10 protein-coding genes are annotated in these 13,170 nt (G+C 67.2%); 3 read left to right on the top strand and 7 right to left on the bottom strand.

The genetic code is table 11. The features are described from left to right. Positions 1-58: 58 nt before the first annotated feature. Entirely contained in the window at positions 59-769 is a 711-nt protein-coding gene (locus ACJMKX_RS06430; protein WP_405222663.1) for a GNAT family N-acetyltransferase, read from the bottom strand. Positions 770-1,019: 250 nt separating this feature from the next. Here ACJMKX_RS06430 and ACJMKX_RS06425 point away from each other — a divergent pair, with 250 nt between their 5' ends. Next, on the top strand, positions 1,020-3,065 hold the full coding sequence (locus tag ACJMKX_RS06425) for a TonB-dependent receptor (protein ID WP_405222661.1): 2,046 nt from the start codon (positions 1,020-1,022) through the stop codon (positions 3,063-3,065). Between the two features lie 4 nt (positions 3,066-3,069). Next, positions 3,070-4,164, top strand: coding sequence for a PepSY-associated TM helix domain-containing protein (locus ACJMKX_RS06420; RefSeq protein WP_405222658.1), 1,095 nt, complete (start codon positions 3,070-3,072; stop codon positions 4,162-4,164). A 5-nt stretch (positions 4,165-4,169) separates the two neighbouring features. On the opposite strand, the gene ACJMKX_RS06415 is transcribed toward ACJMKX_RS06420, so the two are convergent. Further along, positions 4,170-4,742, bottom strand: a complete 573-nt coding sequence (locus tag ACJMKX_RS06415) for a winged helix-turn-helix transcriptional regulator (protein WP_405222656.1) — start codon at positions 4,740-4,742, stop codon at positions 4,170-4,172. Positions 4,743-4,803: 61 nt separating this feature from the next. Here ACJMKX_RS06415 and ACJMKX_RS06410 point away from each other — a divergent pair, with 61 nt between their 5' ends. Beyond that, a complete protein-coding gene (locus ACJMKX_RS06410) occupies positions 4,804-5,187 on the top strand; it encodes a VOC family protein (protein ID WP_405222653.1) in 384 nt (127 codons plus the stop codon). A gap of 63 nt (positions 5,188-5,250) precedes the next feature. On the opposite strand, the gene ACJMKX_RS06405 is transcribed toward ACJMKX_RS06410, so the two are convergent. From ACJMKX_RS06405 to ACJMKX_RS06385, 5 genes are all read right to left on the bottom strand, one after another. Then, on the bottom strand, positions 5,251-5,808 hold the full coding sequence (locus tag ACJMKX_RS06405; protein ID WP_405222651.1) for an outer membrane beta-barrel protein: 558 nt from the start codon (positions 5,806-5,808) through the stop codon (positions 5,251-5,253). Positions 5,809-5,908: 100 nt separating this feature from the next. After that, complete coding sequence (locus ACJMKX_RS06400) at positions 5,909-7,453, bottom strand: WS/DGAT/MGAT family O-acyltransferase (protein WP_405222648.1); 1,545 nt, start codon at positions 7,451-7,453, stop codon at positions 5,909-5,911. A gap of 43 nt (positions 7,454-7,496) precedes the next feature. Beyond that, positions 7,497-8,570 carry an NADH:flavin oxidoreductase gene (locus ACJMKX_RS06395; RefSeq protein WP_405222645.1) on the bottom strand — a complete coding sequence of 358 codons (1,074 nt, stop codon included), beginning with the start codon at positions 8,568-8,570 and terminating at the stop codon, positions 7,497-7,499. A 26-nt stretch (positions 8,571-8,596) separates the two neighbouring features. Next, the gene (glgX, locus tag ACJMKX_RS06390) at positions 8,597-10,660 is read right to left on the bottom strand and encodes a glycogen debranching protein GlgX (protein ID WP_405222642.1); all 2,064 of its coding nucleotides are present in this window, start codon (positions 10,658-10,660) and stop codon (positions 8,597-8,599) included. Then, positions 10,657-13,164 (bottom strand): glycogen/starch/alpha-glucan phosphorylase, encoded by a 2,508-nt coding sequence (locus tag ACJMKX_RS06385; protein ID WP_405222639.1) that lies wholly within the window; start codon positions 13,162-13,164, stop codon positions 10,657-10,659. The genes glgX and ACJMKX_RS06385 overlap by 4 nt, the downstream gene beginning before the upstream one ends. Positions 13,165-13,170: the final 6 nt, after the last annotated feature.

Below are 13,170 nucleotides of genomic sequence, written 5' to 3'. Positions count from 1 at the left end.
CTAGATCGACCTCGCTCAGCGTCAATCGGCGTCAATCGGCCCGGGAGGGCCGAACGGCTCAGGAGTCGTTCGGCGTATCGTCGGCATCGCGTTGCCGGTTCCGGCCCAGGGACAGCAGGCGTCGCACGGTCTGCTCGCCGAACCAGATCGGCACGATGAACGATCCCAGCGCGACAAGGCGCAAGGTCGAGAAAAGAGCATCGAAGATGTCTTCGCTCACCGGCATCGTCAGCGGGAAGCTGAACTCGACCACTCCCGGCTCCGACCGTCGCACTTCCAGGCCCTCGGTATGCCGCTCCAGAAGCTCGCGCACGGCCGGGTTGTCGGCTAGCGCCACCGAGCGGATGCGGCGAATGCCCCGCTCGGCCGCGGCGCCGGCGATGCGTTCCAGCAGACCTTTGCCGACGCCACGGTGCTGCCAGTCGTCCACCACGACGATGGAGATCTCGGCCGTCTCCGGCGCCGAGGCGCTGCGGACGAAGCGGGCGACGCCGATGCCCTGCGGTTCGTCGTCGCCACCCGGCCCGCTCGCGGGGAGCATGGCGCCCAGCGCGTAGTGGTCCGTGCCGTCGAACTCGGTGAGGTAGCGCAGTTCCTCGTCGCTCAGGCCGGTCTTGCCCGTGAAAAAGCGCCGGCGGCGGGATTCGGGCGAGAGGCGGGTGAAGCCCTCCGCCAGCATCGCCTTGTGCCACGGCTGCACCGCACGGAACTCGATGGGGGTGCCGTCGTCGAGCTTGTGCGGTTCCCGGTAATTCCGCGTGTATTTCATGGCGGAATGCTACCAGCAACCGTGTTGCCATCTCGTTGCGGAGCCGTGGCGATGGGTCCGTAGAAGCCGCAGTTGACAACAACTAGCGAAATAAGAAGTATTCGCATTGGCATCCGGCAACACAATGCGAGGAACGACGATGACTTTATCCATGAACCGACCCGGGCTACTGGCATGCCTGGTCCTGGCGGCAGGAGCAGGAACCCCCGACTCTGCAGCCGCACAGTCAGGGACCGACGCCGGGGAGGGCGTGATCGAGGAGATCGTGGTCAGCGCCAGCCGGGTCCAGCAGCCTGCGACCGCCATTCCCGGCACGCTGACCATCCTGGATGCGGAGACCATCGAACTCCAGTCGGCCATCAGCGACGATCTCGCCAGTGTGTTGTCCAATGCGGTGCCGGGTTTCGCGCCCAGCTCCCAGAAGCTCACAGGGCGCAGCGAGACCCTGCGCGGCCGCAACCCGTTATACCTGATCGACGGCGTGCCTCAGCACAACGCCCTGCGGGACGGCCAGCGCGACGGCCATACCATCGACCTGGCGTTCCTCGAGCGTATCGAGGTGATCAACGGCTCGAATGCCATCCAGGGCGTCGGCGCCACCGGAGGTGTCGTGAACACCGTGACCCGCGCGCCGGTGTCCGGCGATGCCTGGCAGACCGACCTGCGGGCTCGCCTCACGACGGCCGACGACCTGGATTCCGACGCCTACGGCTACAAGATCGCGGCCACCACCGGTCGTGGCACCGACGCGTTCGACTTCATCGTCGGCTTCGCTTACCACGACCGGGGACTGTTTCTCGACGCGGACGGGGACCCGGTGGGCCTTTATCCCACCCAGGGCGACATCATGGACTCGACCTCCCTCGGCCTGTTCGGCAAGGGTGAATGGCGGGTGACCGACGACGCCACGCTGACCCTGCTGGTCAGCGACTTCGACCTGGAGCGCAACGGCGATTTCCGCAGCGTGCCCGGCGACCGGGCGGCGGGTATTCCGACCGGCACCGAAGAGGGAGATCCCTCCGCAGAGGTGGGTGATCCGGCCAGCAACGAGGTGACGACCGTCTCCCTGACCTGGCGCCAGGACGGCGTGCTGGGTGGCAGCCTCGAAGCCCAGGTCTACGACCAGAGTTACTCCGCGCTGTTCGAGGGCGGCACCTTCGGCGACTTCTTCCGCCTCACGCCGGACGGCGGGCCGTTTCTCGACCAGTCGGAGATCGTCTCGGACAAGAACGGTCTGAAGACCACCTGGAACCGCGCGTTCGTTGACCCGGACCTCAACTTCACTGCGGGCGTGGACTGGTTCCGCGACGACTCGGCCCAGGAACTGGCGCGCAGTGGCCGCGAGTGGGTGCCGGAGACCCGGTTCGAGACCGTCTCGCCGTTCCTGCAGCTGGGCTGGACCATCAACGAGGTCTTTACGCTCTCCGGCGGCGCGCGGCAGGAGAACGCGAGTCTGGAGGTGGACGACTACACCACCATCGCCTCGGCCGGCAGCACCTTCGTGGCAGGCGGCGAGCCCGAGTTCGACGAGACCCTGTTCAACGCGGGCGCGATCTGGCGCCTGACCGACAGCTGGACGCTGTATGCGGCCGCCGCCGAAGCCTTCACCATGCCCGACGTCGGCCGGGTACTGCGCGGCGTCTCGACGCCCGGTCTGGACGTGGACGGCCTGCTCGCGGTGGAGCCGATCGTCACCGACAACACCGAGGTGGGCGTGGAATACGGCGACGGCCGGCTGACGGCCCGCGCCACCTACTACGAATCGACGGCCGACAACGGCTCGCGGCTGCTCAGCAACGAGGCCGGTATCTTCGAGGTTCAGCGCCAGCGCACCGAGATCGAGGGTATCGAGTTCGCCCTCGACTACGCGGTCAGCGACAGGCTCAGCGTCGGGGCGAACTACAGCCGCATCGACGGCCGCTTCGATTCCGACGGCGACGGCTCCGTGGACAGCGACCTGGACGGCCTGAACATCGGGCCGGACCGCCTGAACGTCTACGCCGAAGGCCGTTTCCGCGAGGACATCCGCTGGCGGCTGCAGGCGGCGCGGCTGGAAGACCGCAGCTTCGACGGCCCGGGCGCGCCCGCGGACGCCGCCGACTTCGACGGCTATACGCTGGCCGATGCCTTCGTGAGCTGGCAGTCGGACTACGGCGTCTTCTCCGTGGCCATCGAGAACCTGCTGAACGAGGACTACTTCACCTACTTCGCGCAGACCGAGCCCTTCCAGCGGTCCGATACCTATTTCGCCGGCAACGGCCGCACCCTGACCTTCGGGTGGCAACGGGCATTCTGAGCGGATGATCCGCCGGCTGCACCGCTGGCTCGGGGTCGTCATCGCCGCCTGGCTGGCGGTGGCGACCCTGAGCGGGCTCGCGCTGCTCTGGGCCGACGAATACGTCGACTGGCGCTATCCGCAGCTGCCGGAGACGCTGCCGGCGGAGACGCCGGACGCCGAAGTCATCGCCCGCATCGCCGCCGCCACGGAAGGGCGGCTCTCGGCGCTCGCCATGCCGCGGCCGGCGCGTCCCGCCTATCATGCCTACCTGACCGATGGCGGCGAGAGGCTCTATCACCCGGAGACCGGCGCGCTGGTCGCTGAGTGGGGCTGGAGCGACAGCCTGCCCGCCTTTCTGTTCGAGCTGCATGCGTATCTGCTGGCGGGAGATACGGGGCACACACTCGTCGGGGTTCTCGGCTGTCTCGTACTCGTCAGCCTGGTCTCCGGCGTATGGCTCTGGGTGCGCCGGCGCAATATCTTCCGGCTGCGCTATTTCTGGCCCCGTAACACCGAGTCCCGCTACCTCCTGCGCGGCCATGCGGCCCAGGGCGCGACACTCGGCCTGCTGTTCGCCGGACTGGTCGTCACCGGCGTGGCGATGGTGTTCCCCGGGCCGTTCCAGTCGTCGCTGAACGCAGTACTCGGCGCGCAGCCTCCGCTCGCGCCGTCCGTGGCGACGGTGGAGGGAGATGCCGGGCGGACCGACTGGCAGCAGGTGCTCGATGCGGCCGGCGAGGCTTTCCCGGCCGGGACCGTGCGATTCGTCTCACCGCCGCGGCAGTCCGATGCTCCGGTACTGGTCCGTCTGCGCAACGAGGGCGAGCTGCATCCGAACGGCCGCAGCTATCTGGTGCTGCATCCCGCGTCCGGCGAGATTCTCGAGGTCATCGACGCGACCGGGCGAGGGCCGGGACCCGCCGTATTCGACGCCCTGTACCCACTGCATGCCGGCAAGACGGGCTGGCCGGGCTACCGGTTCCTGCTGACGGTGCTCTCACTCAGCCTGCTCTACATCGGGGCCAGCGGCGCCCTGTTGTTCCTGCGCGGCCGCCGGGTCCGGCGGCCGTCACGGCGCGCCGGCGCGTCGGTCCTGCAGACAGGGCAGAATGGTTGAGAGCGTCAGCAGAACGGTTGCAGGCGTGACCAGACCCGCTCGCCGCGGGGCAGCAGGTGATAGCCGGCGGCCGGCGGGTAGTCATCGATCAGAGAGCGGTCCACCCAGCGTTCTTCCACCATCTGCTTCAGGCCGATAGTGATTGCGCGTGGTGTCGCCTCGGCCAGCCTGGCGCGGAGATCCCGGAAGCGTACGTGCTCGTCGCCGATCGCCGTCACCAGGGGCAGCGTCCATTTCCGATAGGCCAGGTCTGGACCGCCGTTGCGTGCCACCGTGTGGTCCAGCGCGGCACAGTGGCGCGCGAGCGCCGTGCCCGCATCCGTAAGCAGGTATTCCGGTCGCATCGGATGGCCGTGTCCGGTGTTGCGGCGGACCAGGCCGAGGGCGATCAGGTGATTCAGCGTCGCACTCAGGGACGCCCGGCTCACCCCGAGAGCGCGTGCCAGCATGACGAATCTCGCGCCGCCGCCGGCGCCATGAAGACGGGCGAGTACCGGGATGCTCCAGCGCCGCGCCACCAGGTGCAGCAGGGGTTCGATGGCCGGCCCGTTCCCCGGGTTTTCGTTCGCATCCGTCATGACTTGACTAATTATATATCAAGTATAAAAATTGAACTACAAAACACCGCAGGAGCATGACATGACAACAAGAATAGACTTCGACGGCGGCCTGACACTCTCGATGCCCGTGCGGGATCTCGATGCCTCCATCCGCTGGTATGCAGAGAACCTCGGCATGGAGCTGCTCTACCGGATGGACGACATGGGCTGGTGCGAGATGGCTTCGCCGGTGCAGAAGGTCAACGTCGGGCTCGGCGTCGTCGAGAAGCCCAAGCCCGGCGGTGCGACGCCGACATTCGGTGTGCAGGACATCGAGGCGGCGAAGCGTTTTCTGGAGCAGCAGGGGATCCGCATCGACGGCGAGATCGTCACTATCGAGGAGATGGTGCGGCTGCTGACTTTCTACGACCCGGACGACAACGCGTTGATGTTCTATCAGGATATCGGCACGGCGCCGCGCTGAGCCGCAGTGTCCCGATAGAAGAGAATGGAGCGCCCGCCGGCCGGCGGGCGCTCCCCGGTCCGGTTACCGGAAGAACCAGCGACCGCCCAGTGTCAGCAGGTCGCTGTCGCCCGCGAACTCGAGACTGAGGCCCGCCGCGAACCGCGGCGTGAAGTAGTAGTCGCCCGCCAGTTCGAGGTAGGTGTCGCTCTCGTCGATGTTCACGTAATTTACGGAACCGCGCACTTCGAACTGCGGCGCAATCAGCCCGCGCAATCCGGCCGACAGGCCGAGCCCGCTGTCGTCGGCGTCACCCACCGGCGTGTCGATTTCGGCATCGATGAAGCGTGCGGTCGCCACCAGGTCGAAATCGTCGTTGTAGGGATAGACGTAGCCGCCGCCGAGCTCGATCGTCGTGTAGTCGACGTTCTGATTGAACTCCAGACTCGTGATGCCGCCGACGATGATCCAGTTGTTGCCGAGATCGTAGCTGCCGTTGAAGCGCAGCCCGTCGCCGCCGTTCTCGTCGACGTCCACGTAGCGCAGTTCCGCGTAGGTGTAGCTCAGGTCGTCGCGACCGGGGTCCTGTGCGAGCGCCAGGGCAGGCGTACACAGTACGGAAAGAAAAACAAGCTTCTTCATGCAGAAAACCTCTGTTGATGCGACCGTCGGATGCTGTCTGCCGCGGGCCGATCTCGAGTGATTGATATCGAAGGTCGTGGCTGCGCAAAAGACGGCGGGGTTAGTCGGTCTTGTCAGCCGCCACGGTCGTCCCGGATTTCTTGGCGGCGGTCTTCTTCTTTCCTGTCGACCGCTTCTTTTTGCTCCGTTTCTTCGTACGCTGTCTCTTCCGCGGCGCCGCAGGCAGCGTTGCCGGACGCAGGCCGGTGGCCTCTTCCAGTTCCGCCAGCGCATCCTCGAGATGATCGATGAAGCGTTGCACCTGGGGCAGCGTGCGGTGGCAGGCGGTGATGCCAAAGTCCACGTGGTCGGCCAGGGTGACGAGGGTGATATTCAGGGCGAAGCCGTCCAGCACGATGGAGGCCGGATAGATGCCTTCCAGCCGCGCGCCGCTCCAGTACAACTGCTGACGGGGCCCCGGCACGTTGGAGATCACCGTACTGTAGGGCGGGAACTTCGCCGTGAGGCCGAGCCGGTCGAGGAACAGCAGCGGCATCTGCAGCATCTGCATGACGATCTGGGCCTCGCTGGCCGAGAGTTCCTGGAACATCCGCTTGCCGGCGATCATTGAGGCCTGGATTGCGCCGAATCGTTGCACCGGGTCGGCGACGTTCGTCGCCAGATCGGCGCTGATGGCACCGACCGCGTTGGAGGAGTCGAGATCGTCCGGACGGCGCAGCGATATCGGCACCATGGCCTTCAGCGACTCCCCGGGCAGCTCCCCTGCGCCCATGAGGTAGCGCCTCAGCGCGCCGGAGCACATGGCCAGCACGGCATCGTTGAAGGTGCCGTCCAGCGCCTTGCCCACCGCCCGGATGCGGGCGAACGGCCAGGACTGGGCGACGAAACGGCGCGCACCCCCGATCCTCGTGTTGATGGGCGAGTGGGGCACGCGGCGCCAGGGCACCATCAGCGGGCTGTCCGGGTCGGCCCAGGCGCCCGCCACGCGACGCAGCGCACCCAGGATGTGGCCGCTGCTGCCCAGCCCGGCCTTCAGGAATTCGGCCGCGTTCCGGAGTTCGAGGGGCGTCGGCGGCTCTGCCTGCAGCGGGCTGACGCCGAGCCCCTTCTGGTAGGTTTCGGCGGCTTCGACGGAAAGGGGCGAGTAGGGCATCCGCGCATCCGGGTCCGGCGAGTACATGCTCTGCGTGAGCTGGATGCCACGGACCCCGTCGACGGCGGCATGGTGGAATTTCCAGTAGGCGGCGAACTGCCGGTTCTGCAGGCCCTCGATCAGGTGGATCTCCCACAGCGGACGGTTCCGGTCCAGCAAGACGCTGTGCAGGCGGGAGACGAGCGCGAACAGCTCCCGGTAACGTCCCGGCTCCGGCAGGGCCGAATGGCGTATGTGGAAGTCGATGTCGAGGCCGTCGTCCGCTTCCCAGTAGACCGGTCCGAAGGGACCCAGCGGGCCGAACTTCAGCCGCTCGCCGAAGGGCGGCTGCAACTCCCCGGTCGCCCGCAGATTCTCGGCCAGGGAATGCAGGAACCGATACTCGTCCGCATCGTCCGGCAGCGTGAACAGGTGCAGTCCCGCGACGTGCATCGGCACCTGCCGGTTCTCCGCGATGAGGAAGCCGGTATCGGTCAGACTCAGGCGTCGCATGCTGCCTCCCCCGCAAGCTACGGCGACAGAATAGGGCTAGAGGTTACCCGACGAAGCCCTGCCAGCGCGACATGTACTCGATGAACGCCTCGCCGAGCCCCTCGGACCGCAGGTACTCCTCGCTGACCGGCGTGTGCACCGGCTCGAAACCGGGATCCGCCCGCATGCGTGCCGGGAAGTCGTGCTGCAGTATGGCTGCCCGCCCGAGCAGCACGAAGTCCGTGCCGGCATCGAGGCAGGCCCGCACGTCGGCAGGCGTGCGGAGTTTGCCGGCGGCGCCCAGACGCACCTCGCCCCGCTCGAGGTCGGTGAAGACCGAGAGCAGGGAGCGGCCACGGAACTCCTCCTCCGCCGGCTCCTTGGCCACGTCCCAGAGCGACAGGTCGATGAAGTCCACTCGCCCTTCGCGCATCAGCAGCGCCGCGAGCTTCCGAATTTCCGCGAGCCGGAGGTCGAATCTTTCGGGCGAGAGGCGGATACCGAGCAGAAAATCCGGCCGGCAGCGGTCGCGGATGCCGTGGATGATATCCAGGACGATGCGGGCGCGGTTCTCCGGCGATCCGCCGTAACGGTCCGTGCGGCGATTGATGGTGGGGGAGAGGAACTGGCACAGGACGTAGCCGTGCGCGCCGTGGAGTTCCACGCCGTCGAAACCGGCCTTCTCGGCGCGCTCGGCCGCGGCGACGAAGTCCTCCGCCAGCCGTTCGACCTCGCCCGTGGTCAGGGCCCGTGCGCCGGTCTCCTCGTCTTCGGACGGGCACACCGGCTGCGTGCGGATGAGTTCCGCCGGGGAGCGCATGCCGGCATGATGCAGCTGCACCACCGCCAGGCTGTCGTGCACCCGGATGCCGTCCGCCAGTCTGGAGAGTCCTTCCAGATGGTCGTCGGAGAAGCAACCGAGCTGGCCCGGGAAGCCCTTACCGATTGCCTGAACGTGAGCGGCGCAGGTCATGGTGAGGCCGAAGCCGCCGGCGGCCCGCAGCGTCAGCCAGCGGTACTCGTCGTCGGACAGGCGCCCGTCTTCGTGGCTCTGCAGGTTGGTCAGCGGCGCCAGGGCGAAGCGGTTCTTCATCCGCGCGCCGCTGGCGAACGTCAGCGGCCGGAAAGCATCCTTCATGGTGTCTCCCTGTTTGTCGGCGGCATTTACCGGTCTGTGCGCGCCGTTGTTCGCAGCCAGGCCGAACTCCGCGCGGGAACTCTCAGCGTATGGCCTTCGCACAGCAGCTCCCCGGCGCTCGAGAAGACGACCTCGATGCCACCGGGCACCGCGACGGGAGCCGGCAGTTCGAAGTCCGTCGCGGTATCCGTGCCATTCACCAGCAACGCCGCGGCGCCCGCGACGGCAATATCCGTTCCCTCGCTCGTCTCCCGAATCCACAGGGAGAACGCATGCAGGCGGTGCCAGTCGTCACTGGTCATCGGCTTCCCCGAGGGCTGCTGCCACTCGATGCGGACGTCGCGGCCGTCGATCGTGAGGTGGCCGTGTACGTACTCGGGCAGGTGCAGGAGGGGGGTCGCCTTCCTCAGCCCGATCAGCTGGCGGACGGCGGCGTGGAAGGCGGGGTCCTCGTCCAGGCCGGACCAGTCGAGCCAGCCGGTCGGGTTGTCCTGGGCATAGGCGTTGTTGTTGCCCTGCTGTGAGTTGCCGAATTCGTCGCCTGCCAGTATCAGCGGCGTACCCTGGGAGAACAGCAGGGTGGCGAGCAGGTTCAGACGCTGTCGCCGCCGGACGGCGACGATGGCCGGGTCGTCCGTCGGACCCTCCACGCCGTGATTGTGGCTGAAATTATGCGCATGGCCGTCCCGGTTGTCCTCGCCGTTGGCCTCGTTGTGACGCCGGTCGTAGGCCACGACGTCGGCCAGGGTGAACCCGTCGTGGCTGGTCACGAGGTTGACGCTGGCCACCGGTTTGCGTCCCGAGGCCTCGAATATCTCGGCCGAGCCGCGCAGGCCCCGGGCCAGATCTGCGCTGGCGCCATGGTCGCCGCGCCAGAAGCGGCGGACGGCGTCGCGGTACTGATCGTTCCATTCCGCCCAGCGCGGCGGAAAGGCGCCCAGCTGGTAACCGCCCGGGCCGGGATCCCAGGGCTCGGCGACGAGTTTCGCGCCGGCCAGGTCGGGATGCTCGCCGATCTCCGTGAGCAGGGGGTGCCCGGACGAGAAACCATGATCGTGCCGACCGAGCACCGGTGCGAGGTCGAAGCGGAAGCCGTCGACGCCCATCGTGCGGTGCCAGTAGCGGAGGCTGTCGATCACGAGCCTGCAGGTCGCCGGGTGGTCGGCGTTCAGTGTGTTGCCGCAGCCGGTATCGTTGATGTAGGCGGACGGATCGTCCGGCTCGGTGCTGTAGTAGGCCAGATTGTCGATGCCGCGGAAGCCCAGCGTCGGCCCCTGCCCATCACCCTCGCCGGTGTGGTTGTAGACGACGTCGAGGATGACTTCGAAGCCCGCCTCGTGCAGGGCGTCCACCATGTCCCGGAACTCGGTCACGGGGTCATGGCGGGCGTAACGGCGCTCGGGTGCGAAGAAGGCCACCGGGTTGTAGCCCCAGAAGTTCCTGAGGCCGCGCTCGGCGAGATGCGCCTCGTCGACGAAGGCGTGCACGGGCATCAGCTCGATCGAGGTGACGCCGAGCGCGCGGAGATAGGCGAGCACCTCGCCATGGCGCAGCCCGCCGAAGCGGCCGCGCACGGTCTCATCCAGCGCCGGGTGGCGCATCGTGTAGCCGCGGACGTTAACCTCGTAGAAGATCGTCTTCGCCCAGGGGACGGCCGGCCCCGCGGCCGGCGGCTCGATGCCGCCGCGAACCACCCCGACCGGCACCCGGCCCGCGCTGTCGGCGACGCTCATCCTCTCCGGATGCCCGGGCACGTAGTCGAACACCGAAGGGTGCCATTCGAGCCGGCCGGCGACTTCGCGGGCATAGGGATCCAACAGCAGCTTGTGCGGGTTGCAGCGCAGGCCTTGCGTCGGCTCCCAGTCGCCGTGGACCCGATAGGCGTAGCGCTGACCGGGCCGTACTCCCGGGAGGTAGCCGTGCCAGACGTCGCCCTCGCACGCAGGGAGATAGTGCGAGGCCGTCGTCCGCCCGCTGGCATCGAGCAGGCAGAGCTCGACGGCGGCGGCCACCGAGCTGAACAGGGCAAAGTTGACGCCGTCCGCGTCGGCGCTCGCGCCGAGCGCATCGGCACTGCCGGGACGGATCATTGAGGGTCGAGCCGCACCGGGTCGAGCTTCCAGATCTCGTCGTTGTAATCGCGCATGGTCCGGTCCGTGGAGAAGCGCCCGGAGCTCGCGGTATTGAGGATGGACATGCGGGTCCATCCGGCCGTATCCCGATAGGCGGCTTCCGCTGCCGCCTGGGTGTCGACGAAACTGCGGAAATCCGCCGCCGTGAACCAGGGGTCGGAGGGCTCGCGCAGGGACGCGATCACGGCGTCGAGCACACCCGGCTCGAAGCGGCTGAAGTGCCCGCTGTCGAACAGGTGCATGACGCGCCGGAAGTCCTCGTCGGCGTCGATGATGGCCCGGGGATCATAGTGTTGCCGCAGCTCGCGGATCTCGTCCACGGTGTGACCGAACAGGAAGAAGTTCTCTTCCCCCACGGCTTCGCGGATCTCGACGTTCGCGCCGTCGAGCGTGCCGATGGTGATGGCGCCGTTCATCATGAACTTCATGTTGCCGGTGCCCGAGGCCTCCTTGCCGGCGGTCGAGATCTGCTCGGAAAGCTCCGCGGCCGGGCAGATGAGCTCCATCGCCGAGACGTTGTAATCCGGGTAGAACACCAGCCGCAGACGGTCCGCCACGTCCGGATCGCTGTTGATGACCTGGGCTACGTTGTTGATGCACTTGATGATGTTCTTCGCCATCACGTAGCCGGGCGCCGCCTTGCCACCGATGATGATCGCCCGCGGCACCAGGTCGCCGGCGTCGCCGCGGCGGATGCGGTCGTAGAGGTGCACGGCGTGCAGCACGTTCAGTAGCTGGCGCTTGTACTCGTGGATGCGCTTGACCTGGACGTCGAACAGCATCTCCGTGCCCAGCGTGAGCGCGGTCTTCGCCGCGATGTCGTTGGCCAGGCGCAGCTTGTTGCCGAGCTTCACACGCCGCCACTCCGCCTGGAATCCGGCGTCGTCGGCGAACTCGCGCAGCTTTGCGAGCTGGCCGAGGTCGGTGACCCAGCCGGAACCGATGCGGGCGCTGATGAGTTCCGCCAGGTCCGGGTTACAGGCGGCCAGCCAGCGGCGCTGGGTGACGCCGTTGGTCTTGTTGTTGAAGCGTGACGGCCAGAGTTCGGCGAAGTCGCGGAACAGACCGTCGGTCAGGAGCTGGGAATGCAGCTCCGCAACGCCGTTCACCGAGTAACTGCCGACGATCGCGAGGTAGGCCATGCGTACCATCGGGTCGCTGCCTTCCTGGATCAGCGACATCCGGGCGATGCGATCGTTGTCGCCCGGCCAGCGCCGGCTGATCTCGCCGATGAACCGGGCGTTGATCTCGTAGATGATGTCCAGCAGCCGCGGCAGCAGCCGGCGGAACATGGACACCGGCCACATCTCGAGGGCCTCGGGCAGCAGGGTGTGATTGGTATAGGCCATCGTCTTGCGGGTGATGGCCCAGGCCTCGTCCCAGTCGAGATCGAACTCGTCGAGCAGGATCCGCATCAGCTCGGCGACGGCGATGGCCGGGTGGGTGTCGTTCAGCTGCACGCAGTTCCTGTCCGCGAACTCGCTCACGTCGTTGCCGTGGTGATAGGTGTGATAGCGCAGCATGTCCTGCAGGCTCGCGGAGGCGAGCAGGTACTGCTGGCGCAGCCTGAGTTCCTGGCCGTTCTCCGACTCGGCGTTCGGGTAGAGCACCATCGTGATGTTCTCGGCCTGGTTCTTGGTCGCGACGGCGCGGGTGTAGCTGCCGGCGTTGAATTCCTCGAGGTCGAACTCGTCGGTGGCCGCGGCGGACCACAGCCGCAGCGTGTTCACGACGTCGTTGCGGTAGCCGGGTACCGGCACGTCGAATGGGATGGCGAGTACGTCGTGTGTGTCCACCCAGCGGTAGCGCGTGCGCCCGGCCGCATCGGTATGGCTTTCGGTGCGGCCGCCGAAGCGCACGGTCTGGGCGAACTCGAAACGCTCGACCTCCCAGGGAAAACCCTGCCGCAGCCACGGGTCCGGCTCCTCCACCTGGAAGCCGTTCTCGATCTGCTGGTGGAACATGCCGTACTGGTAGCGGATGCCGTAACCGACCACCGGCAGCTCCAGCGTCGCGCAGCTGTCCATGAAGCACGCCGCCAGCCGTCCGAGACCGCCGTTGCCGAGGCCCGCGTCGAGTTCGCGCTCGTACACGTCCTCCAGGTCGAGTCCGATGCGGTTCAGCGCCTCAGCCGTCTCTTCCTCGATGCCGAGATTCAGCAGCGCATTGCGCAACAGCCGCCCCATCAGAAACTCCAGAGAGAGGTAGCTGCAGCGGCGCACGTGATCGCGTTCCATCGCCATGCGGGTGCGGCCCCAGCGTTCCATCAGCCGGTCGCGCGTGGCATAGACCACCGCCTGATACAGATACGGCGCCTGCGTGCGGATGGTGCGCCGGCCGAGTGTGCGGCCGAAGTAGTGGGTGAAATCCCGCAGGATCCCATCCGCCGTCATCGGCAGCTCGGGCGTCTGCAGCAGCTCGATCTCGCCGATGCCGACCGTTTCGTCGGAACGTGCAGACATAGTGAA

Origin of the sequence: Lentisalinibacter sediminis (assembly GCF_040706615.1) — a bacterium.
Lineage (GTDB): Bacteria > Pseudomonadota > Gammaproteobacteria > Steroidobacterales > Woeseiaceae > Lentisalinibacter > Lentisalinibacter sediminis.
This window is presented reverse-complemented; position numbering and strand designations above follow the sequence as displayed.